The organism is Sinorhizobium numidicum (assembly GCF_029892045.1).
Classification (GTDB): Bacteria; Pseudomonadota; Alphaproteobacteria; order Rhizobiales; family Rhizobiaceae; genus Sinorhizobium; species Sinorhizobium numidicum.
Genome location: NZ_CP120368.1, coordinates 1,729,508 through 1,753,243, shown reverse-complemented (window position 1 = coordinate 1,753,243; position 23,736 = coordinate 1,729,508). Strand labels below are relative to the sequence as shown.

Sequence of the window (23,736 nt, the reverse complement as noted above, 5' to 3'; positions counted from 1 at the left end):
GGTATCTCTGACGATCATAGGCGCGAGCCCGCCCAGCGCTCGCCTGAATTAGCGGCGATCGAAGCAGAATCTATCGTATCCAATGTCGGCTTTGGCAGAAGGTTGTGGATCTTGCCGGCCGGCCTACTCGTTTTCTCGTCCGAATTTCCACTCGCGCGATCCCCTGCCAGCATAAGATGCGGCAGCCCATGAGAGCAAAGCTATAAGATACCGCGCGGACCGAGGCCTTCAGACGATCTGCCGGTCACTACTCCTTCAGACTTCACGGTAGGAAGCGAAGGATATCCCATGCAGACAAGTCAGATCAATTTTGCCGCCTTCGGCCCCGAACACCTCGAAGCCGCCGTCACCCTCTCCCGGCTGGCTGGGTGGCCACATCGGCTCGAAGACTGGCAGATGGCGCTCGCGCTCAGCGAGGGCATCGTCGCCATCGAGGACAGCCGGGTCGTCGGGACGGTGCTGACGACGTCCTACAAGGGGGACTGCGCGATGATCAACATGGTCATCGTGGACAAGGCGATGCGCGGCCGAGGCCTCGGCCGCAAGCTGATGGACGCCGCACTGCGGATCGCCGCCAACCGGCCACTGCGCCTGGTGGCGACGGCGGAAGGACTGCCGCTCTATGAAAAACTTGGTTTTCAAGTGACTGGTGCCGTGCTTCAGCACCAGGGCATTGTCGGCGACATCGCCGCACCGGCCGAAACGGAGGCTGCGACCACGGCCGATGTCGAAGCGATTGCCAATCTCGACCGCCTTGCCTTCGGCGCCAACCGTGAAGGGCTCATTACCTATCTCGCCAAAGTCGGCGAGTTCGCCGTTCTTCGCCGCGACGGCCGCGTCTCTGGATTCGCTGCGCTGCGCGCCTTCGGCCGTGGCGAGGTCATCGGTCCCGTCGTCGCCGCCCACCTTAAGGATGCCAAGGCACTCGTCGCACATTTCATCACCGCGCGGCCGAGCCGGTTCCTCCGCGTCGACACGACTGCCGACACCAGCCTTTCTCCCTGGCTTGCCGAACAGGGCCTCGCTCATGTCGGCGGCGGCATCGTCATGGCGAAGCCGCCGAATCGCCGCACCACCGATCCCGCTGCCACCACCTTCGCCCTCGCCAACCAGGCGCTCGGCTGATCCAGGAGCAATCCATGTACAGCAACTCCCTCATCGAACTCGATCGCGCCCACCTCGTCCATCCGGTCGCCTCCTATCGCGGCCATGAGAAGCGGGGCGTGCGCGTGCTCGCCTCGGCGAAGGGCGCGATGGTCACGGACGCTTCGGGCAAGCAACTGATCGACGGCTTTGCGGGCCTCTGGTGCGTCAATGCCGGTTACGGCCACGAGAGCATCGTCGAGGCGGCGGCACAGCAGATGCGCGAGCTTCCCTATGCCACGGCCTATTTCGGGATCGGCTCCGAGCCCGCGATCCGCCTTGCCTCGGAACTGGCCGAACGCGCGCCGGGCGATCTTAACCACGTCTATTTCACGCTCGGCGGCTCCGACGCCGTAGACAGCACGATCCGCTTCATCCGCTACTACTGGATTGCCCAAGGGCAGCCGCAGCGCGACCAGTTCATATCGGTCGAACAGGGCTACCACGGCTCGTCGACGGTCGGAGCAGGCCTGACCGCACTGCCAGCCTTCCATGCCGGGTTCGGCATTCCCTTCGACTGGCAGCACAAAATTCCGTCCCACTATGCCTATCGCAATCCGGTGGGCGACGACCCGCAGGCGATCATCGACGCCTCGCTCGCCGCACTCAGGCGCAAGGTTGAAGAGATCGGCCCCGAGCGCGTCGCCGCCTTCTATGCCGAGCCGATACAGGGCTCGGGCGGCGTGCTGGTGCCGCCTAAGGGTTGGATGAAGGCGATGCGCGAACTTTGCCGCGAACTCGGCATCCTTTTCGTCGCCGACGAGGTGATCACCGGCTTCGGCCGCACCGGGCCGCTCTTTGCCTCAACCGAGGACGAGATCGTGCCGGATTTCATAACTGCAGCGAAGGGTCTCACCTCCGGCTATGTCCCGATGGGCGCGGTCTTCATGGCCGATCACGTCTATGATGTGATCGCCGACGGCGCCGGCGCCTCGGCAGTCGGCCATGGCTACACCTATTCGGCTCATCCGGTCAGCGCCGCCGTCGGCCTGGAGGTGCTGAAGCTTTACGAGAACGGTCTCCTGGAAAACGGCCGAAAGGCGGGCGTCCGCCTGATGCGGGGCCTTGAGAGTCTGAAGGATCATCCGCTGGTCGGCGACGTGCGCGGCCGCGGCATGCTCGCCGCCGTCGAGCTCGTCGTCGACAAGGCGAAGAAGACTCCTTTGCCGGCAGCTGCAGAGCCGGCGCGCCGCATCTTCGATCGCGCCTGGGAAAACGGTCTTGTCATCCGCGCCTTCGCCAATGGCGTCCTCGGTTATGCGCCGCCGCTCTGCTGCACCGAGGCGGAGATCGACGCGATCGTCGAGCGGACCCGCCAGACGCTCGATGAGACCTTGGAAGATCCCGATGTTCGCCACGCCTCGAAGGCCTGACGGATATATCGCGGAAACGTCATATTCGCAATTTTGTGCCGCCCCATGCCGCCATTTCGGAGACTTTGGTGCGGCACAAGTGCCAAACTCAAATCAAGAAAAAGGGCCGGATCCCAGGAAATACGGGCCTTTTCGACAAGAGCGGGAAAAATCACCCCGCCGACGGGGACAGAATATTCTTCTTCACGAAGCCGGCGCCCCTGCGGGAGCCCAAAACTGGGGAATTGATGTGCGCAAGGGTCTTCCGGAATTCAAATACCTGACCTTCGACGTCGTAGGCACGCTGATCGACTTCGAAGGTGGCCTCAAGGACTGCCTCGCCGGGATGGCCGCGGAGGCTGGCGTCGAGATCGACGGCGAGGAAGCGCTGACGCTTTATCGCGCGGCGCGCTATTCCGATGACGCGGGCCTATTCCCGGATGACCTCGTGCGCGTCTATCTCGCGATCGCGCCGAAGCTCGGCCTGCCGGCCGAACGCAAATACGGAGAGCGTCTGCGCGACTCTGCGAAGAGCTGGAAAGGTTTTTCCGACAGCGCCGAAGCGCTGGCGCGTCTTGCGACGAATTACCGCCTCGTGGCGATGACCAATGCACGCCGCTGGGCCTTCGATTTCTTTGCGAAGGAGCTTGGCAACCCCTTTTACGCCGCCTTCACGGCGGACGATACGGGTACCGAGAAACCGGATCCCGCCTTCTTCGAGAAGGTTTTCGACTTTGTCGCCTCGGAAGGAAATTCGAAGGACGACATCCTGCACGTCGCTCAAAGCCAATATCACGATATCGGCATTTCGAAGAAACTCGGCATCACCAATTGCTGGATCGAGCGGCGTCACGCCCAGAAAGGCTACGGCGGCACCATAGAGCCGGTCGAGTTCACCAAGCCCGACTACCATTTCACCTCCATGGCCGGGCTTGCCGATGCCGTGGCCGTCGCACCTAGCTGACCAGTTCACCGGATCGGGTCCAAGCCTACGCAAGACGGGCAGCCCGCCAACAGACGAAAAGGGGAATAACATGAACAACAAGATCACCAATTGGACCAGATCTGACGACGCGATGGTGGAAAACGCCATCCGCCGCGGCGCCACCCGCCGCGAGCTCCTGCAGATGATGCTCGCCGGCGGCGTTGCCCTTTCTGCCGGCGGTCTCGTGCTCGGCCGGGCCGGCAATGCGGTTGCGGCGACGCCGGTCGCAGGCGGTGCGCTGAAGGCGGCCGGCTGGTCGTCCTCGACCGCCGATACGCTCGACCCCGCCAAGGCATCGCTTTCCACCGACTATGTCCGCTGCTGCTCCTTCTACAACCGCCTCACCTTCCTCGACAAGAGCGGCACGCCGCAAATGGAACTGGCAGAGTCGATCGAATCCAAGGACGCTAAGACCTGGACCGTCAAGCTGAGGAGCGGCGTCACCTTCCATGACGGCAAGCCGCTAAGCGCCGACGACGTGATCTTCTCGCTGAAGCGCCATCTCGATCCGTCCGTCGGTTCGAAGGTCGCAAAGATTGCCGCCCAGATGACTGGCTTCAAGGCCGTCGACAAGCAGACCGTCGAGATCACCCTCGCCGATCCGAACGCCGACCTGCCGACGATCCTGTCGATGCATCATTTCATGATCGTCGCCGACGGCACCACCGACTTCTCCAAGGCGAACGGCACGGGCGCCTTCGTCAAGGAAGTCTTCGAGCCGGGCGTGCGCTCCGTTGGCATCAAGAACAAGAACTACTGGAAGTCCGGCCCGAACGTCGATTCCTTCGAGTACTTCGCAATCAGCGATGACAGTTCCCGCGTCAACGCACTGCTTTCCGGCGATATCCACCTCGCCGCCGCGATCAATCCCCGCTCCATGCGCCTTGTCGAGAGCCAGGGGGATGGCTTCGTGCTGTCGAAGACGACCTCCGGCAACTACACCAACCTCAACATGCGACTGGACATGGCGCCGGGTAACAAGCGGGACTTCATCGAAGGCATGAAGTACCTCGTCAACCGCGAGCAGATCGTCAAGTCGGCGCTGCGGGGCTTGGGTGAAGTCGGCAATGACCAGCCTGTTTCCCCCGCCAACTTCTACCATAATGCCGAGCTGAAGCCGCGGGCCTTCGATCCGGAAAAGGCCAAGTTCCACTTCGAGAAGGCCGGCGTTCTCGGCCAGTCGATCCCGGTAGTCGCCTCCGATGCGGCCACGGCCTCGATCGACATGGCGATGATCATCCAGGCATCGGCTGCCGAGATCGGCTTAAAGCTCGACGTTCAGCGCGTTCCCGCAGACGGTTACTGGGACAATTACTGGCTGAAGGCGCCGGTCCACTTCGGCAACATCAACCCGCGTCCGACGCCGGACATCCTGTTCTCGCTGCTCTACACCTCGGAAGCGCCGTGGAACGAGAGCCAATACAAGTCGGAGAAGTTCGACAAGATGCTGATCGAGGCGCGCGGTTCGCTCGACCAGGAGAAGCGCAAGGCGATCTACGACGAGATGCAGGTTATGGTTTCGAAAGAAGCCGGCACCATCATTCCGGCCTACATCTCCAACGTCGACGCCATCACCGCCAAGCTCAAGGGCCTGGAAGCCAACCCGCTCGGCGGCCAGATGGGCTATGCCTTCGCGGAGTATGTCTGGCTCGAGGCCTGATCAAGCAAGCGGCACGGGGTCTGCAGCCGCGCCGCTGCAGCCCTCGCCGCTTTATAGTATTCTTTGTTTCGAACGCCGAAAGGAAGCGCGCGTGAACAAACGTGTCCTATCGCTTGTGCTGAGCAGGCTGCTCATCGCCGTGATCACCTTGCTGATCGTCTCGTTTGCCGTCTTCTTCGCGACGACGCTGCTACCCGGAGACACGGCGACGATCCTGCTCGGCCAGGCCGCCACACCGGAGGCGGTCGAAGGTCTGCGCAAGGCGATGCATCTCGACGAGCCGGCGATCTTCCGCTTCCTGCGCTGGACCGTCGGCCTCTTGCAGGGCGACCTCGGAACCTCCTATGCCAACGAGATGCCGGTCGCCGACCTGATCGGCGGACGCTTCGTCAACACGCTGAAGCTCGCCGGCGTTACCGCCCTCTTCTCGGTGCCGATCGCACTCACCCTCGGGATTACGTCGGCGATGCTGCGCGGCTCGCTCTACGACCGGGCCGTCACGGTACTGACGATCGGCGTCATCTCCGTACCGGAATTCATGATAGCGACCTCCGCGGTGCTGATCTTTGCCGTCTATCTGAAGTGGCTGCCGGCGCTCTCCTTCGCCAATGAGGTCCATAGCCTCACCGACATGCTGCGCATCTATGCCATGCCGGTGGTCACCCTCACTTTCGTCGTCTCGGCGCAGATGATCCGCATGACGCGGGCGGCGGTGATCGAGACGCTCAATACGCCCTATGTCGAGATGGCGCTGCTCAAGGGCGCCTCGCGGCCGCGCATGGTTTTTCGCCATGCGCTGCCCAACGCGCTGGGGCCGATCGTCAATGCCGTTGCGCTTTCGCTGTCGTACCTGCTCGGCGGCGTCATCATCGTCGAGACGATCTTCAACTATCCGGGGATCGCCAAGCTGATGGTCGATGCCGTCGCCACCCGCGACCTGCCGCTGATCCAGAGCTGCGCGATGATCTTCTGCCTCGGCTACCTGCTCCTTATGACGACGGCCGACATTATCGCCATCCTTTCCAATCCGAGGCTTCGATGACAATGACTACTTCGAGCACTTCGACGACTTCCGCCCGAACATCCGGAACCCGGCTTGGCTACCGCTTCAATCTCGTCGGTATGATCGGCCTTGCGGTCATTCTTTTCTGGGCGCTCGTCGCGATCTTCGCGCCGCTGATCATCCCCTATCCGGTCGGCGAGATCGTCGACCTCGATTACTTCGGCCCGATGAGCGCCGACTTTTGGCTCGGCTCGGACTATCTCGGCCGCGACATGCTCTCGCGGATCCTGATGGGTGCCCGCTACACCGTCGGCATCTCGCTTGCGGCGGTGACCATCGCCTGCTTCAGCGGCGTGGTGCTCGGCATGATCGCAGCGGTCGCCGGCGGTTGGCTCGACACGGTGCTCAGCCGCTTTCTTGATGCCCTCCACTCGATCCCGAGCAAGCTCTTCGGCCTCGTGGTGGTCGCCGCCGTCGGCTCCTCCATTCCGGTGCTGATCCTGACGCTGTCGGTGATCTACATCCCCGGCGCCTATCGCTTCGCCCGCGCCCTCGCCGTCAACATCAACGCGATGGAGTTCATCACCGTCGCCCGGATCCGCGGCGAAAGCACGCTCTATCTGATCCGCTCGGAAATTCTGCCGAACATCGCCGGGCCGGTGCTGGCGGACTTGGGAATTCGCTTCGTCTTCATCGTGCTCTTGCTTTCCGGCCTCTCCTTCCTCGGCCTCGGCGTCCAGCCGCCCCATGCCGACTGGGGGGCGCTGGTGCGCGAGAACATCGGCGGACTGCCCTTCGGCGCACCGGCGGTAATGGCTCCCTCCTTTGCGATCGCCAGCCTGACGATCAGCGTCAACCTGCTGATCGACAACCTGCCGCAGAAAATCCGCGATCGGAGCGAATGATGGTCAATCTCGTAGAAATCCGTGACCTGAAGGTCGAAGCCACCACCGATTCCGGCCGCCGCGTCGAGATCATCAACGACGTCAGCTTCGACATCGCCGAGGGCGAGATCGTCGCGCTGATCGGCGAAAGCGGCTCCGGCAAGACGACGATCGCGCTGACGCTGATGGGCCACACCCGCCCCGGCTGTCGCATCTCCGGCGGCAGCATCTCCGTCGCCGGCAAGGACATGGTGACGCTCAGCGAAAAGCAGCGCGCGAGGGTGCGCGGCACCGAGGTCGCCTATGTGCCGCAATCGGCTGCCGCGGCCTTCAACCCGGCCGCCACCATCATGGACCAGGTGATCGAAGTCACTCGCATCCATGGGCTGATGTCGCCCGACGAGGCGCGCGCTCGCGCAATCGAGCTCTTCCGGGCGCTATCGCTGCCGGAGCCGGAGACGATCGGCAGCCGCTATCCGCATCAGGTCTCAGGCGGGCAATTGCAGCGCCTTTCGGCCGCCATGGCCCTCATCGGCGGCCCGCAGCTCGTCATCTTCGACGAGCCGACGACGGCGCTCGATGTGACGACGCAGATCGAGGTGCTGCGCGCCTTCAAGTCGGTGATGAAGAAGGGCGGCATCGCCGGCGTCTATGTCTCGCACGACCTCGCCGTCGTTGCCCAGATCGCCGACCGCATCGTCGTGTTGAAGGGCGGCGAGACGCAGGAGACCGGCACCACCGAAGAGATCCTCCAGGGGGCCAAGCACCCCTATACGCGCGAGCTGCTTGCCGCCTTCGAACCGAAGCCGCGTGGGGATGCCGGCCTTGCCCGGGCCACTCCGACTCCGCTGCTGAAGATCGAAAAGCTCGTCGCCGGCTACGGCCCGCGCCAGGCCGACGGCCTGCCACTGGTGCGGGCCGTTGAGCATGTGAGTCTTGAAGTCGAGAAGGGCCGCAATCTCGGCATCATTGGCGAATCCGGCTGCGGCAAGTCAACGCTTGCCCGTGCCATAGCGGGTATCCTGCCGCCCGCCGCGGGCAAGGTTGTCTTTGACGGCAAAGAACTCGGCCTCAGCGCTCGCGAGCGCAGTCGCGATCACCTGCGCGAAATGCAGATCGTCTTTCAATATGCCGACACGGCGCTTAACCCGGCAAAGTCCGTCGAAGACATTTTGGACCGGCCTCTCGTCTTCTACCACGGCATGGACCGAACGGCGCGGAGCGCCCGCATCGACGAGCTGCTCGACATGGTGCGCCTGCCGCGCAACCTGCGTCATCGCCGGCCGGGAGAGCTTTCGGGCGGCCAGAAGCAGCGCGTGAATTTCGCCCGGGCGCTCGCCGCCGATCCGAAGCTGATTCTCTGTGACGAGATCACTTCGGCCCTCGACACGGTGGTCGCCGCCGCGGTCATTGAGCTACTCAAGGAACTGCAGCGCGAGCTCGGCCTCTCCTACATCTTCATCAGCCACGACCTGTCGGTGGTGGAGGCGATCTGCGACGAAATCGTCGTGATGTATGGCGGCAGGAAGGTCGAGGAAATCACCCCCGCCAAGGTCAAGGCACCGCAGCACCCCTATTCGCAACTGCTGTTCTCGTCGGTGCCGAAGCTTGATCCCGCGTGGCTCGACGGCCTGGAACAGGATCCCGAGCTGGTGCGGGCCTATTGCCGGCGCTAAAAGCCCGAAATGCCCGTCGTCCGGCCTGTCGGCCACCTTCTCCCGCAAGCGGGGCGAAGGAGACCTGCGCCACCTCTCGGCTCCCTTTCTCGAAACATAGACTTTCAGTGCGACGATTCGGCGGAGCGGAGTGGAAGCCACGCTCCAGTCTCTCTCCCCGTTACAACGGCGAGAGGGATGGTTGAGAGGCAATTACAATACTGCAGCCCCTACGACCGTGACGAAAGAACTAAAGCGGAAACAAACTGGTCAGCGGCATATGCGCCTTGACGATCGGCGACTTCAAAACGACGAAGCTGAAGTATTTGTCGATGCCGACATCCATGTCGGTCAGGCGCTCCATGATCGTCTGGTACTCGCCGATCCCGGCGGTGACGAATTTCAGGAGATAGTCGTAGCCGCCAGAGACAAGATGGCACTCGATCACCTGATCGACCTTGTCGATCGCCGCCAGGAAGCGGGCGAAATCGATCTGCCGATGGTTCTTCAGGGTGATTTCGGTGAAAACCGTCAGCGTCTGTCCCAGCTTTCCGACGTTGATCTGTGCCGAATAGCCCTCGATATAGCCGTCCGACTGCAGCTTCTTCACCCGCATCAGGCAAGGGCTCGGCGAGAGGTTGACCAGCTCGGCAAGCTCCACATTGGTGATGCGGCCATTCTTCTGCAGTTCGTAGAGGATTTTTACGTCGATCCGGTCGAGTTTCATCGCACGCGCCTCCCGCGGTTGTGAGGTCAGAGCCGCAGCAGATTATGCCGCGATGTTCCTGGCAAGGACCGTAACACATTGCCGCCACCTGTCGATTCCGTTTCGTTCGTTCGCCCTAAGCAGGAAGGTCTGTGATACTCCGATAAGACAGAATCTTCTGCTGCCGGCTCGCCGATCTCCGGCAACGACTAGGCAATAGAACCTGTAGACTGCGCTCAACAACGGAGACCGAGCATGCCCGCACCGCTGAAACTCGTCGATACAACGCCGGAACTGCCCGAGGCTGCCGACGCCGTGGTGATCGGCGGTGGCATTGTCGGGGTGTTTGCGGCCTACTACCTCGCCCGCCGGGGCTTGAAGGTGGCGCTCGTCGAGAAGGGACGGATCGGCGCGGAGCAGTCGAGCCGCAACTGGGGCTGGTGCCGGCAACAGAACCGCGATGCTCGCGAACTGCCGATGGCGACGAAGAGCCTCGATCTCTGGGAGCGCTTCGCCGCCGAGAGCGGTGAGGATGCCGGCTTCCGGCGTTGCGGCCTCTTCTATCTCAGCAACAACGACGAGGAACTGGCCGGCTGGGCACGCTGGCGCGACTTCGCCCTCACTGTCGGCGTCACGACCCATATGCTCGACAGTGCTGAGGCAAGCGAGCGCGGCCGTGCCACCGCCGCGAAATGGAAGGGCGGTGTCTTTTCCCCGACCGACGGCACGGCCGATCCGGCAAGCGCGGCACCCGCCGTGGCGCGCGCGATCATGAAGCTTGGCGGCACGGTGCACCAATCCTGCGCCGCCCGAGGCATCGAAACGGAGGGCGGTCGTCTCTCCGGCGTCGTCACGGAGCATGGCACTATCCGCACGAAGACGGCAATCCTCGCGGGCGGCGCCTGGGCCTCCTCCTTCTGCCGCCAACTTGGCATCCGCTTTCCGCAGGCCTCAATCCGCTCTTCGATTCTTGCCGTCTCCCCGGGCGCAGTCGGCCTGCCGGACGCTCTGCATACGGCTGCCGTCTCCGTGACGCGTCGCGGCGACGGTGGCTATACGCTCGCGATCAGCGGCCGGGGTCGCGTCGACCCGACGCTGCAGCAATTGCGTTTTTCGCCGCAGTTTCTGCCAATGTTTCTGAGACGCTGGCGCAGCCTCGCGCCCGGAAGTCTCGAAGGACTTCGCTCCGGACATGAGTCCTTGGCGCGCTGGCGTCTCGATGCCCCGACGCCCATGGAGCGCATGCGTATCCTCGATCCGGCGGTCGACCAGCGCACCATTCGCCTCACCCATTCGCGTGCGCTTGAACTATTGCCGGCCCTGAAGAACACCAGCATTACCGCAGCTTGGGCTGGCTATATCGACAGCACGCCGGACGGGGTGCCGGGGATCGGCGAGATTGCGAGCGTGCCGGGCTTCATCCTGGCTGCGGGCTTCAGTGGCCACGGCTTCGGCATCGGACCAGGGGCAGGCCGCCTGATCGCCGACATTGTTACCGGCGACGAACCGCTCGTCGATCCCGGCCCCTACCACCCGGATCGCTTCCGGAAATCTGCCTGGGGCAAAGTGGCCGATTTTTAATTGAGGCGAGCTGGAGGCATCGAAGACCTATGTCGGCGCAAAGAACGGTTTATGTCGTGTCAATCGAATCGATGGCTTGCGGGAATACAGTGCACCCCGGTTGCACTCCGTTCCCTGTGCGAACACCAATGTACCGAAATGATTGCCGAACGCATGGCCAATCTCGTCCGTAAGCGACGATGAACGGCATAGCCAAGCGACGGAGAAAGCAACGAAATATGCTCACAAGTTCTAGATCGGCGGTAAATGGGTAGAGCCCGCGGTGTCAAGGATACGCGAGGTCATCGACCTGTCGACCGAGCAGCCGATTGGGACGATGGCGATCGGCAGTGCCGCCGACGCGCAAAAGGCAATCGCAGCCGCGCGTAATGCCTTTGTCTCTTTCTCGCAGACGACGAAGGAAGAACGGTTGGCGCTGCTGAAGCGCACCCTGGCGATCCTCAATGAGGCCGCAACCGCTGCAACCATGATTTCAGTTCGACGCAACAGCGTTGTCGCGCCAGATGGCTGGTGACACACCGACAATCTTCTTGAAGGCTCGGCTGAAAGCCGCATCGGATTCATAGCCGACCTCGTGGGCTACAGCGGCCACCTTCATGGAGCTTTCGGCAAGCAAACGAGCGGCGATCTGCATGCGCCACAACGTCAGATACTGCATCGGTGCATGGCCAATCAGATGCGCAAAGCGCGCGGCCAGCGCCGCGCGCGACATTCCGGCCCGGCGCGCTAGCTCGTTCAGCGTCCATGGATGTGCCGGCTCCTCGTGGAGCATCCCTAGGACCTTGCCGATAACGGGATCGCGCAGGCCCGATAGCCAGCCCGTTTCATGGCTCGGCAGGGTCTCCAGATATTGACGCACCACCTCGACGAAGATGAGCTCGGCCAGCCGCAAGCGAATGGACTCGCCGCCAACCCGCGGTCGACGCGCTTCGGCAAGGGTCAGGTCGATCAGCCGACCCAGCAGGTCGTCGCGTTCGGTATCAGGCCGCTTGACGCGCAGGAGGCGGGGCAGCGTGGAGAGCAAGGGATTGAAGGGGCGCATGTCGCAGCCGAGATAGCCGCACACGAATTCGCTGCGCGGCTCGCCACCGCCGCCTTCGCGGATCACGAAGGGCAGCTTGCCGCTCGCCATGTCCTGGAAAAAGTCCAGTGTCGCAGCCGCATCGAATTCAGGCGGCTGGTCGGGCGCGCTGAGCATCGCATAGGGGTCGCCATGCGCGAACACGAGGATGTCGCCCGCCTCAAACCAGGTAGACGCCACGTTAGGTATAGTCGCCCAGCCCGAGCCTTTTAAAATGATGTGATAAGAGACCACATGCTGTGCGCGCGGCAGGAGGATGGAAGAGAACGCATCCGTGTGCGGCACCTCCACTCCCCAAGGGAAGGACGCATCCACCAGGAAGAACAGCGCCCCCATGAGCTTGACCGTCCGCAGGACGTCCGAAAGCGGGTCCGCGCCATGTGTAGCTCGCGAAACGGGCGGCTTCACCACCGTCACAGTGCCAGCCGGCCGGTCGCGACGTAAGATCGTGGACGATGCGGCAAGCGACAAAGACGTATGATCATGGGCTTGTACCATGCGCAAGGATAGCCTGTGTATGCCGGCATATCCACTGGATGTGCCAGCTTGCGGATCGGGTTGGAGACAAGACCATGAACACGCTCGAGGATGTGCGCAGTCCTGCCGAAGTCTATGATGCCCATTTCGTGCCGGCGCTTTTTGCTCGATGGGGCCCCGTGGTCGCTGCGGAAGCGGAAGTGCGTGAGGGCGAGCGCGTGCTCGACGTGGCCTGCGGCACCGGCGCGCTCACGATTGCGGTAGCCGACATTGTCGGGCCGACGGGTTCGGTCGTCGGACTGGACGCCAATCCCGAGATGCTGGCAGTGGCGCGTCGCAAGCCTGTGCAGGTCGAATGGCTGGAAGGCACGGCCGAATCCCTGCCGCTGCCAGACAGCAGCTTCGACGCTGTCGTCAGCCAGTTTGGCTTGATGTTCTTCCAGCACAAGCCACAGGCCTTGCGCGAGATGATGCGGGTTCTGAAGCCGGGCGGCAGTTTGGCGGTTGCCATTTGCGATGCAATCGAGAACTCGCCGGGCTATAACGCCTTTGCGCAATTGCTGGATCGGCTGTTCGGCAAACGGGTCGGCGACGCCTTCCGCACGCCCTTCATTCTTGGCGATGCCAAGCTTCTGCACGATATCTGCCGAGAGGCCGCCATTGATGATGCCGGGGTCGTGCAACGTAACGGAAAGGTTCAATTCGAGTCGATCGATGCGCTTGTGTCTACCGAGCGTGCCTGCGTGTGGACGCTTGGCGGCGTGCTCACCGACGAAGAGTTTGCTCGGCTCCTCAAGGAGTCGAAGACGGCCTTGCGACCCTTCGTGATCGATCGAGGCACCATCGAGTTCGACATGCCATCGCTCATCATCACGGCACGTAAGAGCCCAGAACATCCACATACAGGTTGAGCGCCAATCAGAGTTTGCAGGGTCGATGATTGCGCTATTCATCCCTTGGGCGAACAGGCCCGCACCCGCTCCCTGAAAAGCAGTTGTGCAGACATGTTCTCTTCCATCCGGATTTTAACCGTCGGCCCCGGCCTCTCACCGGGTCTGCTGACCTTCCACGTGCATGGGAGCGCTTGCGGGCTCCCGGATCGCTCCGGACACCGCCGGTGGGGAGTTTCACCCCGCCTTGAGAACACGCGTAATTAAGAAATTCCCGCAGCAAAATGCAAGGCTGGATTTCGCCGGCCCTGCAATATCTACCAGCAGCAAAAACCGCCATCCACGAGGAGGTCGACGCCGGTCACGAAACTCGCCGCATCCGACAGGAGGAAGACGGCGGGGCCGACCATCTCGTCCACGCTCGCCATGCGCTGCATCGGCGTCTGCTCCTCGAAGAGCTTGGTCTGGTGCACCATTTCCGGCCGGGTGTTCATGGGGGTTGCCGTATAGCCCGGGCTGATCGTGTTCACGCGGATGCCGCTGCCGACCCATTCCATCGCCATGGACTTCGTCAGGTGGATCACGCCCGCCTTGGAGGCGTTGTAGTGACATTGGTTGAGGCCGCGATTTACGATGACGCCGGACATGGAGGCGATGTTGACGATCGATCCGCGGCCGTTCTTCAACATGGCGCGTGCTTCCGCCTGGCAGGAGAGGAAAACGCCTTTCAGGTTGATGTCCATCATCGTCTGGAATTGACTTTCCTCCATCTCCTCGGCCGGATTGGCATTGGCGATGCCGGCAGCGTTGACCGCGAGGGTCAGCGGGCCCAGTTCCGCTTCTGTGCGCGCAATCGCGTCGTTGAGCGCCGCGCCGCTGGTGACGTCCGCGGCGACCTGGATGCTGCGACGTCCCGCCTTTGCGATGAAATCGGCTGTCTTCGCGAGGCCATCATCGGTGCGGCGATCGAGCAGCGCGACGTCTGCGCCGCACTGGGCGAGACCCATAGCGATGCGTTGACCAATGCCGCTGCCCGCGCCTGTCACGAAAGCGACGTTTCCGGAAAGAACGAACAATTTCGGCGCGTCGAGAGTGATTTCAGACATATGGATATTCCCTGCTTAAATCGTTGCCAGTTCCATAACCGAGACGTCGTTCGCGTCCTCGCGGTTCAGGATGCCGGCCTGCTTGCCCTGTGCCATGACCATGATGCGGCTGGAAACGCCGAGCACCTCCTCGAGATCCGAGCTGACCACTACGACCGCGACGCCCTCGCGCGCCAGATCGATGATGAGATCGTAAATCGACGAGCGGGCGCCTACGTCGATGCCGCGCGTCGGCTCGTCCAGCACGACCACCTGCGGTTTGCGCGCCAGCCATTTGGCGAGCACCACTTTCTGCTGGTTGCCGCCGGACAGCTCGCCTGCATTCTGCCCGCCGCGGCCCTTTACCCCGAACTTCTTGATGCAGTGCTCGGCGAACTGCTGGATGCGGTGCGGCGAGATCCAGCCGTTGCGGGAGATTTCGCCGAGATTGGCATAGCCGATATTTTCCGCAATCGAATGATCGAGCACTACGCCCTGAAGCTTCCGGTCCTCCGGCACAAGAACGATGCCATTGCGGATCGCATCGATCGGGGAGCGGGGCGTGACGGGCCTGCCGTGCAGCAAGACCTCTCCGCCGGAGATGGGGTCGGCGCCGCTGATGGCGCGTACGAGTTCGGTTCGGCCGGCTCCCATGAGGCCCGCGATGCCGAAAATTTCGCCCCTGCGAACCGAGAAGCTGATGTCGCGGAATGCGTTGGACGGCGACGAAAGGTTTCGTACCTCCAGCGTCACCCGGTCCGTCGGGGTCGGAAGGGTCGGGAACATGCGCTCGAGAGAGCGCCCGACCATGGCCTCGACGATCGTGCGTATCGGCACATCGCCACTCTCGAACTCCTGCACCTTGGCACCGTCGCGCATGACGACGATGCGGTCGGCGATCTGACGGATTTCTTCCAGTCGGTGCGAAATGTAGATGATGCCGACCCCTTCCGACTTCAGCCGTTCGATCTGCTGGAAGAGAAGCTCGGTCTCCTCGCCACCGAGCGCGGCGGTCGGTTCGTCGAGGATCAGGAGGCGTGCATTGAGCGTCAGCGCCTTGGCGATTTCGATGAGTTGCTGCTTGCCGGTCGAAAGCCCCTCGACGAGGCGATCGGGCGATATGTCGAGACCCAGCCGGTGAAGGCCGCTGCGTGCCCGATCCTCCATCGCCTTGCGGTCGACCCGGCCCGCCTTCGTCGGGTAGCGACCGACGAACACATTCTCCGCAATGGAGAGCTTCGGAAGCAGTTTCAGTTCCTGATGGATCATGCCCACCCCCTCGTCCATCGCGGCTCGGGGATCGGCGGGGGCGTAGGTCTTGCCGAGCCAGGTCATGTCCCCGGCCGAGGGCTGGACGGTGCCGGAAACGATGTTCGACAGGGTCGATTTCCCGGCACCGTTTTCACCGAGCAGCGCCACGACTTCTCCCGGGTAGATGTCGAGGTCGACACCGTGGAGAACCTTGATCGGACCGTAGGACTTCTGGATTCCGCGGAGCGACAGGATGGGAGAGCGGGTCGTCATGGCGCTGCTGCCTTTCGGGTATCAAGCCGGATTACGGATGGCTCTTTACGAATTCGGGCGCGTTTTCGCAGGTCGTCAGAACCGCGTTCGGCGTCTGCCGCTCTTCGACCTTCTGGCCGGCGGCGACCGCAAGCGCGGATTCGACGGCGAGGACGCCCATCCTCTGCGTGCTCTGGGTCGCGGTGGCGATGAAAGGACCCTTGCATTTTGCGAGATATTCGAGGGCCGAGACGTCGCCGTCATAGCCGCCGATGATCACCTTGTCTGAGAGGTTGGCAACATCGACCGCCTTCGCAGCGCCCATGGCGAGACCGTCGGCCTGGCCGAAGATGATGGTGATGTCCGGATTTGCCTGCAACATGTTCTGCGCGATCGAGAAGCCCTCGTCCGCCGACCACATGTTGCTCCACTGCTGGTCGACCAGCTCGACGCCCTGGCTCTCGTCGATGGCGCGCTTGCAGCCGGTGAAGCGGTCGACCTCCGGCGTCGTGCCCTTCTGGCCGTGGATGATCGCCAACTTGCCCGAACCGCCGGCCTTTTCGATGATGTGCTTGCAGACAGCATAGGCGGATTCGACGCTCTCGCCGGCGATGAAGGTGTCGCCCGGCGCACCTTCCGGAACGCGGTCGACGTTGATCACCGGAATGCCGGCTTCGCGGGCAAGGCGGGTCGGCACGGCGGCCGCGGCGGCACCGGCGGGGATATAGATAAAAGCGTCGATGCCCTGGGTCATCAGGTCCTGTACCTGGTTGACCTGCGTGGCGGTGTCGTTCTTCGCATCGACGACGATGACCTCGATGCTCTTTTCCTTCGCGTATTTTTCGACGCCGAGCTTGATCTGGTTGAAGAAGTCAGCCTGGAGGTTCGGAACGGCAAGGCCGATCTTCTTGACCTCCGCGGCGGCCGCGGGAGACGCAAGGACCGCAGCTGCGGTTGCGGCCATCATCAGTTTGGACAGTTTCATGGTTTCTCCTCCGAATTGCCCGGTGATTCCCGCCCTCGCAGGAGACCACCTTGCCTTTTGCCGGCCCGCACCATTGCGGACCGTTTCCCGCACCCCGCCGCGCTCCGGCAGCGGGGTTGAAAATCGTTACTTCCGCTTGCGATAGGTTTCGGCCGTGACGGCGAGCACGATGACGGCGCCGATGATGACCTGTTGCATGAACGGCGAGACGCTGAGCAGGTTGAGACCGTTGCGCAGCACGCCGATGATCAACACGCCGATGATGGTGCCGCCGATACCGCCCGTGCCACCCGAGAGCGAGGTGCCGCCGATGACGACCGCCGCGATGGCGTCGAGTTCATAGGAGACGCCGGAGGAAGGCTGGACCGAGTCGAGACGCGCCGCGAGCACCATGCCGGAAAGGCCGGCGAGCAGGCTGCAGACGACATAGACGAGCACGGTCGCCCGCTGGACGTTGATCCCTGCAAGCCGCGCCACTTCCGCATTGCCGCCGATGGCATAGAGCACGCGTCCGCCATGGCGGTAGCGCTGGTATAGAAGACCGACGATGAAGACGACCAGCATCACGGCGACGGTCAGCGTCAGGAAGCCGCCGAAACGCACGATCGCCATCGTGTTGAACCAGGCAGGAAAGCCGATGATCTGCTGGCCATCGGTAATCATGTTCGCAAGGCCGCGCGTGATCGACATCATGGCGAGCGTCGCTATGAATGCCGGCACATTGAAGCGCGTTATGAGCAGGCCCGCGACCAGGCCGTTCAGCGCGGCGACTGCGAGGGCGAGCGGAACGGCGAGCCCCATCGGCACGCCGGCAACGACATTGAGATAACCGAGCACCATCATCGCCAGCGCCATGACCGAGCCGACCGCAAGGTCGATGCCGCCGATAAGGATGACGAGCGTCATCCCCACGGCCATGATGCCGAGCACCGTGATCTGGTCGAGCACATTGAGGAAGTTCCGGACCGACAGGAACTTGTCCGTCGCAAAAGTCAGGAAAAGGCACAGAAGGATGAGGCCGATCAGCGGCCCCGTGGCGCCGCGCAGCGACGGAAGCATGCCGCCCGCGATCGTTGGTCTTTCCTTTGCTGCCGCCACCATGAGCGCTCCTCCCGGTCTCTTCGCCGCGCCACCATTGTTTCGCATAATTATTCATTAGCGTTTGCATATTCGTAAACGATTGATCAGCGCTGTGTCAATACGAGCTACCATGGCATTTTCTGCGCGGTCGGCGTCCATTTTCGCTTGACTTGCTCGAATGCCGTGCAAGTATATGTTGAACTGTATATTTATTCACACGAGGAATTCATGCAGCCGAACGATCTCGACCGCATCGCTCGACAGATCCGCCTCCGCGATCTGCAGGCGGTTTACGAAGCCGGCGCCGGCCATATCGGCGGGGAAATGTCCGCCATAGACATACTGACGGCGCTCTATTTCCGCGTGCTGCGCATCTGGCCCGAACAGCCGAAGCATCCGGTGCGCGACCGTTTCGTGCTGTCGAAAGGTCATGTGGCGCTGGCGCTCTATGTCACGCTGGCCAAGCGGGGCTTCATTCCGGAGGAAGAGATCAGTACATTCCTGAAGCCGCATTCGCGCCTTAACGGGCATCCGAACTGCACCAAGGTGCCGGGCGTCGAGACCAATACCGGCCCGCTCGGCCATGGCCTGCCGGTCGCCGTCGGCATGGCGAAGGCAGCCAAGCTGACGGGCGCGAAATACCACACCTATGTGTTGACCGGTGACGGCGAGATGCAGGAAGGATCCAATTGGGAGGCCATCGCATCGGCCGCGCAGTTCGGCCTCGACAACCTGACCCTGATCATCGACCACAATCGCTTCCAGCAGGGCGCGGCGCTGAAGGACACCAACAACCTCGCCCCCTTCCCCGCCAAGCTCGAAGCCTTCGGCTGGGACGTCACCGAGATCAACGGAAACGCCATGGACGAGATCGTCCCGGCGCTGGAGCGCCGCGGAGCGCGCCCGCACTGTATCGTCGCTCACACCAACAAGGGCCACGGCATTTCCTTCATGCAGGATAAGGTCGATTGGCACCACAAGGTGCCGAATGCCGAACAATTCGAGATTGCCGTGGCTGAGCTTTCGGAGGCCCTGTGATGAACGCCGTGACACCTTCTGCCAAGCTCAATGACTGCCGCGACGCCTTCGTTGCCGTGCTGGAACGCCTCGGGGCGGACAACCCTAGGATCGTGGCCGTCTGCAACGACTCCGTCGGCTCCTCCAAGCTCGGCGGCTTCAAGTCCAAATGGCCGGAACGGCTGGTCAATGTCGGCATCGCCGAACAGAACATGGTCGGCGTCGGCGCCGGCCTCGCCAATGGCGGGCTGCTGCCCTTCGTCTGCGGCGCCGCCTGTTTCCTTACCGGCCGGTCGCTTGAGCAGATCAAGGCCGACATCGCGTATTCCAACGCAAACGTGAAGCTCATCGGCATTTCCTCCGGCATGGCCTACGGCGAGCTCGGGCCGACACATCATTCCATCGAGGATTTCGCCTGGACCCGCGTGCTGCCGAACCTTCCGGTCGTCGCGCCCTGCGACTCGGTCGAAACCGCCGCCGCCGTGGAATGGGCTGCCCGCTATGACGGGCCGGTCTTCCTGCGCCTTTCGCGCGTCGGCGTTCCGGACCTGCTGCCGGCCGGCCACAAGTTCGAACTGGGCAAGGCCAACCTGCTGCGCGACGGCGACGCGATCACCCTCGTCGCAAACGGCACGGTGACACACCGCATGCTGAAGGCCGCAGACCTGCTGGCGGCGAAGGGCATAGAGGCACGCGTGCTGAACATGGCGACGGTCCGCCCGATCGACGTCGATGCCGTCGTGGCCGCCGCCCGCGAAACCGGCGCCATCCTGACGGCGGAAGAGCATTCCACGTTCGGCGGTCTCGGCTCGGCCGTCGCCGAGTTCGTGGTGGCCGAAGCCCCCGTGCCGATGAAGATCCTCGGCGTGCCGGGCATCTTCGCCCCCACCGGCTCGGCCGAGTTCCTGCTCGACGAATTCGGCATGTCCCCCGCCGCCATCGCCGAAGCGGCCGTCGCGTTGATTGCACGAAAGTCTTCACGCGCATGATCCTGCGCGTTTAGGTTCGTGCCGGGCGCGGCAATCCTCCTGCCGCGCCCCCAATTCCTGCCTGCCGGAGCCGCTATGACGACCGCCATTCTCGCCATCGACCAGGGCACCACGAACTCCAAGGCCGTGCTCGTTTCAACGACCGGGGAAATCCTCTCCCGCGGCGCGTCACCCGTTGGCATCGAGCACCCGCAACCCGGCTGGGTCGAGCAGAGCCCGCTACGCATCTGGGAATCGGTTCAGGAGGCGATTGCCGCCTGTTTGCAGGCAGGCCCCGTGGCCGACATTCTCGGTATCGCGATTTCCAACCAGCGCGAGTCGGTTACCGTCTGGGACGCCGCTACGGGCAAGCCGCTCGGCCCGGTGGTGAGCTGGCAATGCCGCCGCAGCGCGCCGGCCTGCGCCGAACTCATCGCGGCGGGCCATGCTGCGCGCGTCCAGGCGCTCACCGGCCTTCCCGTCGACCCGATGTTTCCCGGCCCCAAGATGAAGTGGCTGCTCGATCGCGTCCCCTCGGGACACGAGGTCCGGCTGGGCACGATCGACGCCTGGCTGATCCATTGCTTCACGGATGGCGCGGTCCATGCCTGCGATGCCGCCAATGCCGCCCGCAGCCAGCTTTACGACCTGAACCGCCAAGCCTGGAGCGACGAGCTTTGCGACCTCTTCGGCGTGCCGAAATCCGCCCTGCCCGAGGTGCGCGACAGCGCCTCGCGCTTCGGCGTAACGAAGAACGTCCCTGGCCTCAGGGACGGCATCCCGATCGCCTCGGCCATCGGCGACAGCCATGCCGCACTCTTTGGCCACGGCGCGTTCAATCCCGGCGACGGCAAGGTGACGTTCGGAACCGGCTCGTCCGTCATGACGACGCTGCCCCGCTTCATCGCGCCGGAGCGCGGCATCACGACGACGATCGCCTGGTCGATCGACGGTCAGCCGACCTATGCTTTCGAGGGCAATATCCTCGTCTCGGCCGCAGCGCTACCGTGGATGGCAGAGATGCTTGGCCTCCCCGATGTTCAGTCCTTGATCGATCTCGCGGCCACCGCCGAGCCCGGCGGGCCGGGTTTCGTGCCGGCCTTCGTGGGCCTCGGCGCGCCCTATTGGCAAGCCGATGCACGGGCGCTTTTTTCCGGCATCACCTTCAACACCACGCGCGCCCAGATGGCGCGTGCGGTGACGGATTCGATGGCCTTCCAGGTGCATGACGTCTTCAGGGCGATGTCCGCGCAATCGCCGACCCCGCTCGGTCGTCTCTATGCGGATGGCGGGCCGAGCAAGAACACCTTCCTGATGCAATGCGTGGCCGACACACTAAACCATGTCATCACGCAGTGCGACGCACCCGAGGCCTCAGCCCTCGGCGCAGCCTATCTGGCGGGTCTCTCACTGGGCGTATGGGCCGATCTCGCCGCCGTCGCTTCCCTGCCGCGCGCCGGCAATCCCCTCCTGCCGCATCCATGCGACGCCGTAGAACGGATTCGGGTTTGGCAGGACGCAATCTATCGCTCGACCGTTCCGGGTCCTTCAATTATGAGTGAATAAAAATTCACTGTCGGAGGACCCCATGGGACGGCTCAACGAGCTGCGACTGATCGCCCGCATTGCCCAGATGTACCATATCGAAGGCAAGCGGCAGGCCGAGATCGCCGAGATCATGCACATGTCGCAGGCGACCGTTTCACGCATGCTGAAACGGGCCGAGCAGGAAGACATCGTGCGCACGACGGTCATTCCCCCTGCCGGTACCTTCGCGGATCTGGAAACCGCGCTGCGTGAGCGCTACGGGCTGACCGAAGCGATCGTCATCGACTGTTCGGAGGATCGCGACGGCGCGATCATGGCCCGCATCGGCGAGGCGGCCGCCCATTTCCTCGAAGTCACGCTGCAGCAGGACGAAATTATCGGCGTCTCCAGTTGGAGCCAGACAATCCTGCGCATGGTGGACAACATCCACCCGTTCAAGAACGCCAAGGCCAAATACATCGTGCAGATCCTCGGCGGCATGGGCGACGCCTCGGTCCAGACCCACGCCACGCAGTTGACCGCGCGCTTCGCCCGGCTCACCGGCGGCGAGCCGCGGCTGCTCCTCGTCCAAGGCATCACCTCCTCGCGCGAGGCAAAGCTCGTCATGCTGGCCGATCCGGTCGTGCGCGAGACGATGGACCTCTTCGGCCGTCTCAGCCTCGCCATTGTCGGCATCGGCGCGGTCGAGCCCTCCGAACTTCTCGCCCGCTCCGGCAACATCTTCTCCCGCCAGGAAATGTCGATGCTGCACGAGGCCGGCGCCGTCGGCGAGATTTCCTACCGGTTCTACGACAAGGACGGAAAGCCGGTCGAAACGCCGCTCAACGAGCGCGTCATCGGTATTTCGCTGGAGGACCTGCGCAAGACCGACCGCGTCATGGCGGTCGCGGGTGGAGAATCCAAAACCCAAGCCATCGCCGGCGCCCTCAAATTGGGCGTCATCGATGTGCTTGTGACCGACAAGTTCACTGCGGCACGCCTCACGGCCTGATCCATCCGGAGTCAGTGTTCGGCCTGCTGCGCTTTATGGAGGAAAGACCATGAGACGTTTTGCAGGCCAGACAGTATTGGTCACCGGGGGCAACAAGGGCATAGGGCGCGGTATCGCCAAGCGTTTTGCCGACGAGGGCGCAAAGGTGGCAATCGCGGCGATCGAAAAGGACACGCCCGCAGCCGCCCAGGCGCTCGCCGAGGAAACCAGCGCTGAGGTGATCGGCCTTGCGCTGGACGTGACTGACGCCAAGGCCGTACAGGAGACCTATGGCGAGGCAGAAGCGAAGCTCGGCGCCATTTCCGTCTCCGTGCAGAACGCCGGCGTCATCACCATCGCCAAGGTCGAGAACCTCACAGAGCGCGAATGGGACCTCAACCTCGACGTTAACACCAAGGGTGTCTTCCTTTGCTGTCAGGAGGCGATCCGCCGCTTCCGCGCCAGCGGCACCAAAGGCCGCCTCATCAATACCGCCTCCGGCCAGGCCCGCCAGGGCTTCATCTACACCCCGCACTATGCCGCCTCGAAGTTCGGCGTGGTCGGCCTGACGCAGAGCCTTGCAAAAGAACTTGCCCGCGAAAGCATCACCGTCAACGCCATTTGCCCCGGTATCATCCACACTGAGATGTGGGACTATAACGACCGGGTCTGGGGGAAAATGCTCGGCGAATACGGCCCCGGCGAACTGATGGCCGAATGGGTCGAAGGGATCCCCATGGGCCGCGCCGGCACGCCTGCCGAAGTCGGCGCGCTCGTCGCCTTTCTCGCCTCGGACGATGCCGCTTACATTACCGGCCAGACCATCAATGTCGATGGCGGGCTGATCATGTCCTAGCGCATCATTACTAACCGCACGATCCAATGCACGGACTGGGCGAGCGTCGGAAGTCGCGCGCCGTGTACGGGCACGTACACTACCTCGGAGGTCGCGGGCACCAAAACCTCCGGTCTTGCGTGGAGTGTAACAGCAGACTCGCAAAATGCGGCGTTCCGCAGAACACCGTTCCAAGTGATACATTATGCGAATTTCGAAGCACAGAACGCGAACACCTTCGCAATCAGCCGATCAGGAGGCTCATGAGGAACGGCTGCCATCGACCCAAGGGTGCCCTTGGCCAATAGGACCCGAAACTCTTTCGACG

21 protein-coding genes and 1 riboswitch are annotated in these 23,736 nt (G+C 63.1%); of the genes, 15 read left to right on the top strand and 6 right to left on the bottom strand.

The genetic code is table 11. The annotated features are described in order from the left end of the window. Positions 1-288: 288 nt before the first annotated feature. The 7 genes from PYH37_RS19565 (at position 289) to PYH37_RS19535 (ending at position 8,703) form a co-directional block, all read left to right on the top strand. Entirely contained in the window at positions 289-1,125 is an 837-nt protein-coding gene (locus PYH37_RS19565; RefSeq protein WP_280733083.1) for a GNAT family N-acetyltransferase, read from the top strand. A 14-nt stretch (positions 1,126-1,139) separates the two neighbouring features. Further along, the gene (locus tag PYH37_RS19560) at positions 1,140-2,516 is read left to right on the top strand and encodes an aspartate aminotransferase family protein (RefSeq protein WP_280733082.1); all 1,377 of its coding nucleotides are present in this window, start codon (positions 1,140-1,142) and stop codon (positions 2,514-2,516) included. A gap of 229 nt (positions 2,517-2,745) precedes the next feature. Further along, complete coding sequence (locus PYH37_RS19555; RefSeq protein ID WP_280733081.1) at positions 2,746-3,459, top strand: HAD-IA family hydrolase; 714 nt, start codon at positions 2,746-2,748, stop codon at positions 3,457-3,459. Positions 3,460-3,529: 70 nt separating this feature from the next. Continuing rightward, a complete protein-coding gene (locus PYH37_RS19550; RefSeq protein ID WP_280733080.1) occupies positions 3,530-5,140 on the top strand; it encodes an ABC transporter substrate-binding protein in 1,611 nt (536 codons plus the stop codon). A 91-nt stretch (positions 5,141-5,231) separates the two neighbouring features. After that, the gene (locus PYH37_RS19545) at positions 5,232-6,182 is read left to right on the top strand and encodes an ABC transporter permease (RefSeq protein WP_280733079.1); all 951 of its coding nucleotides are present in this window, start codon (positions 5,232-5,234) and stop codon (positions 6,180-6,182) included. A 2-nt stretch (positions 6,183-6,184) separates the two neighbouring features. Next, positions 6,185-7,048 carry an ABC transporter permease gene (locus PYH37_RS19540; RefSeq protein WP_425336158.1) on the top strand — a complete coding sequence of 288 codons (864 nt, stop codon included), beginning with the start codon at positions 6,185-6,187 and terminating at the stop codon, positions 7,046-7,048. Further along, positions 7,048-8,703, top strand: a complete 1,656-nt coding sequence (locus PYH37_RS19535; RefSeq protein ID WP_280736105.1) for an ABC transporter ATP-binding protein — start codon at positions 7,048-7,050, stop codon at positions 8,701-8,703. Before PYH37_RS19540 ends, PYH37_RS19535 begins: the two co-directional genes overlap by 1 nt. Positions 8,704-8,932: 229 nt before the next feature. Here the strand turns inward: PYH37_RS19535 and PYH37_RS19530 are convergent, their stop codons facing one another. After that, a complete protein-coding gene (locus tag PYH37_RS19530) occupies positions 8,933-9,409 on the bottom strand; it encodes an Lrp/AsnC family transcriptional regulator (RefSeq protein ID WP_280733077.1) in 477 nt (158 codons plus the stop codon). A 234-nt stretch (positions 9,410-9,643) separates the two neighbouring features. Between PYH37_RS19530 and PYH37_RS19525 the strand changes: the two genes are divergently transcribed. Further along, the gene (locus PYH37_RS19525; RefSeq protein ID WP_280733076.1) at positions 9,644-10,969 is read left to right on the top strand and encodes an NAD(P)/FAD-dependent oxidoreductase; all 1,326 of its coding nucleotides are present in this window, start codon (positions 9,644-9,646) and stop codon (positions 10,967-10,969) included. Positions 10,970-11,231: 262 nt separating this feature from the next. Next, positions 11,232-11,483 carry an aldehyde dehydrogenase family protein gene (locus tag PYH37_RS19520; protein ID WP_425336102.1) on the top strand — a complete coding sequence of 84 codons (252 nt, stop codon included), beginning with the start codon at positions 11,232-11,234 and terminating at the stop codon, positions 11,481-11,483. Here PYH37_RS19520 and PYH37_RS19515 read toward each other — a convergent pair. After that, the gene (locus tag PYH37_RS19515; protein WP_280733075.1) at positions 11,442-12,467 is read right to left on the bottom strand and encodes an AraC family transcriptional regulator; all 1,026 of its coding nucleotides are present in this window, start codon (positions 12,465-12,467) and stop codon (positions 11,442-11,444) included. The genes PYH37_RS19520 and PYH37_RS19515 overlap by 42 nt on opposite strands. Before the next feature lie 155 nt (positions 12,468-12,622). Between PYH37_RS19515 and PYH37_RS19510 the strand changes: the two genes are divergently transcribed. Continuing rightward, positions 12,623-13,438, top strand: coding sequence for a class I SAM-dependent methyltransferase (locus PYH37_RS19510; RefSeq protein WP_280733074.1), 816 nt, complete (start codon positions 12,623-12,625; stop codon positions 13,436-13,438). A 91-nt stretch (positions 13,439-13,529) separates the two neighbouring features. Beyond that, positions 13,530-13,676, bottom strand: a riboswitch (FMN riboswitch). 58 nt (positions 13,677-13,734) lie between these two features. On the opposite strand, the gene PYH37_RS19505 is transcribed toward PYH37_RS19510, so the two are convergent. The 4 genes from PYH37_RS19505 to PYH37_RS19490 form a co-directional block, all read right to left on the bottom strand. Further along, positions 13,735-14,523, bottom strand: coding sequence for an SDR family oxidoreductase (locus tag PYH37_RS19505; RefSeq protein ID WP_280733073.1), 789 nt, complete (start codon positions 14,521-14,523; stop codon positions 13,735-13,737). Between the two features lie 15 nt (positions 14,524-14,538). Further along, a complete protein-coding gene (locus PYH37_RS19500; RefSeq protein WP_280733072.1) occupies positions 14,539-16,026 on the bottom strand; it encodes a sugar ABC transporter ATP-binding protein in 1,488 nt (495 codons plus the stop codon). Positions 16,027-16,057: 31 nt separating this feature from the next. Beyond that, complete coding sequence (locus PYH37_RS19495) at positions 16,058-16,990, bottom strand: substrate-binding domain-containing protein (RefSeq protein ID WP_280733071.1); 933 nt, start codon at positions 16,988-16,990, stop codon at positions 16,058-16,060. Between the two features lie 126 nt (positions 16,991-17,116). Beyond that, complete coding sequence (locus PYH37_RS19490) at positions 17,117-18,091, bottom strand: ABC transporter permease (protein ID WP_280733070.1); 975 nt, start codon at positions 18,089-18,091, stop codon at positions 17,117-17,119. 207 nt (positions 18,092-18,298) lie between these two features. On the opposite strand from PYH37_RS19490, the gene PYH37_RS19485 reads away from it, so the two are divergent. From PYH37_RS19485 to PYH37_RS19465, 5 genes are all read left to right on the top strand, one after another. After that, a complete protein-coding gene (locus PYH37_RS19485; RefSeq protein WP_280733069.1) occupies positions 18,299-19,108 on the top strand; it encodes a transketolase in 810 nt (269 codons plus the stop codon). Further along, positions 19,108-20,076, top strand: coding sequence for a transketolase family protein (locus PYH37_RS19480; RefSeq protein WP_280733068.1), 969 nt, complete (start codon positions 19,108-19,110; stop codon positions 20,074-20,076). The genes PYH37_RS19485 and PYH37_RS19480 overlap by 1 nt, the downstream gene beginning before the upstream one ends. A 75-nt stretch (positions 20,077-20,151) precedes the next feature. Then, entirely contained in the window at positions 20,152-21,621 is a 1,470-nt protein-coding gene (locus PYH37_RS19475; protein ID WP_280733067.1) for an FGGY family carbohydrate kinase, read from the top strand. 22 nt (positions 21,622-21,643) lie between these two features. Then, positions 21,644-22,594 (top strand): sugar-binding transcriptional regulator, encoded by a 951-nt coding sequence (locus PYH37_RS19470; RefSeq protein ID WP_280733066.1) that lies wholly within the window; start codon positions 21,644-21,646, stop codon positions 22,592-22,594. 49 nt (positions 22,595-22,643) lie between these two features. Beyond that, positions 22,644-23,429, top strand: a complete 786-nt coding sequence (locus PYH37_RS19465; RefSeq protein WP_280733065.1) for an SDR family oxidoreductase — start codon at positions 22,644-22,646, stop codon at positions 23,427-23,429. Positions 23,430-23,736: the final 307 nt, after the last annotated feature.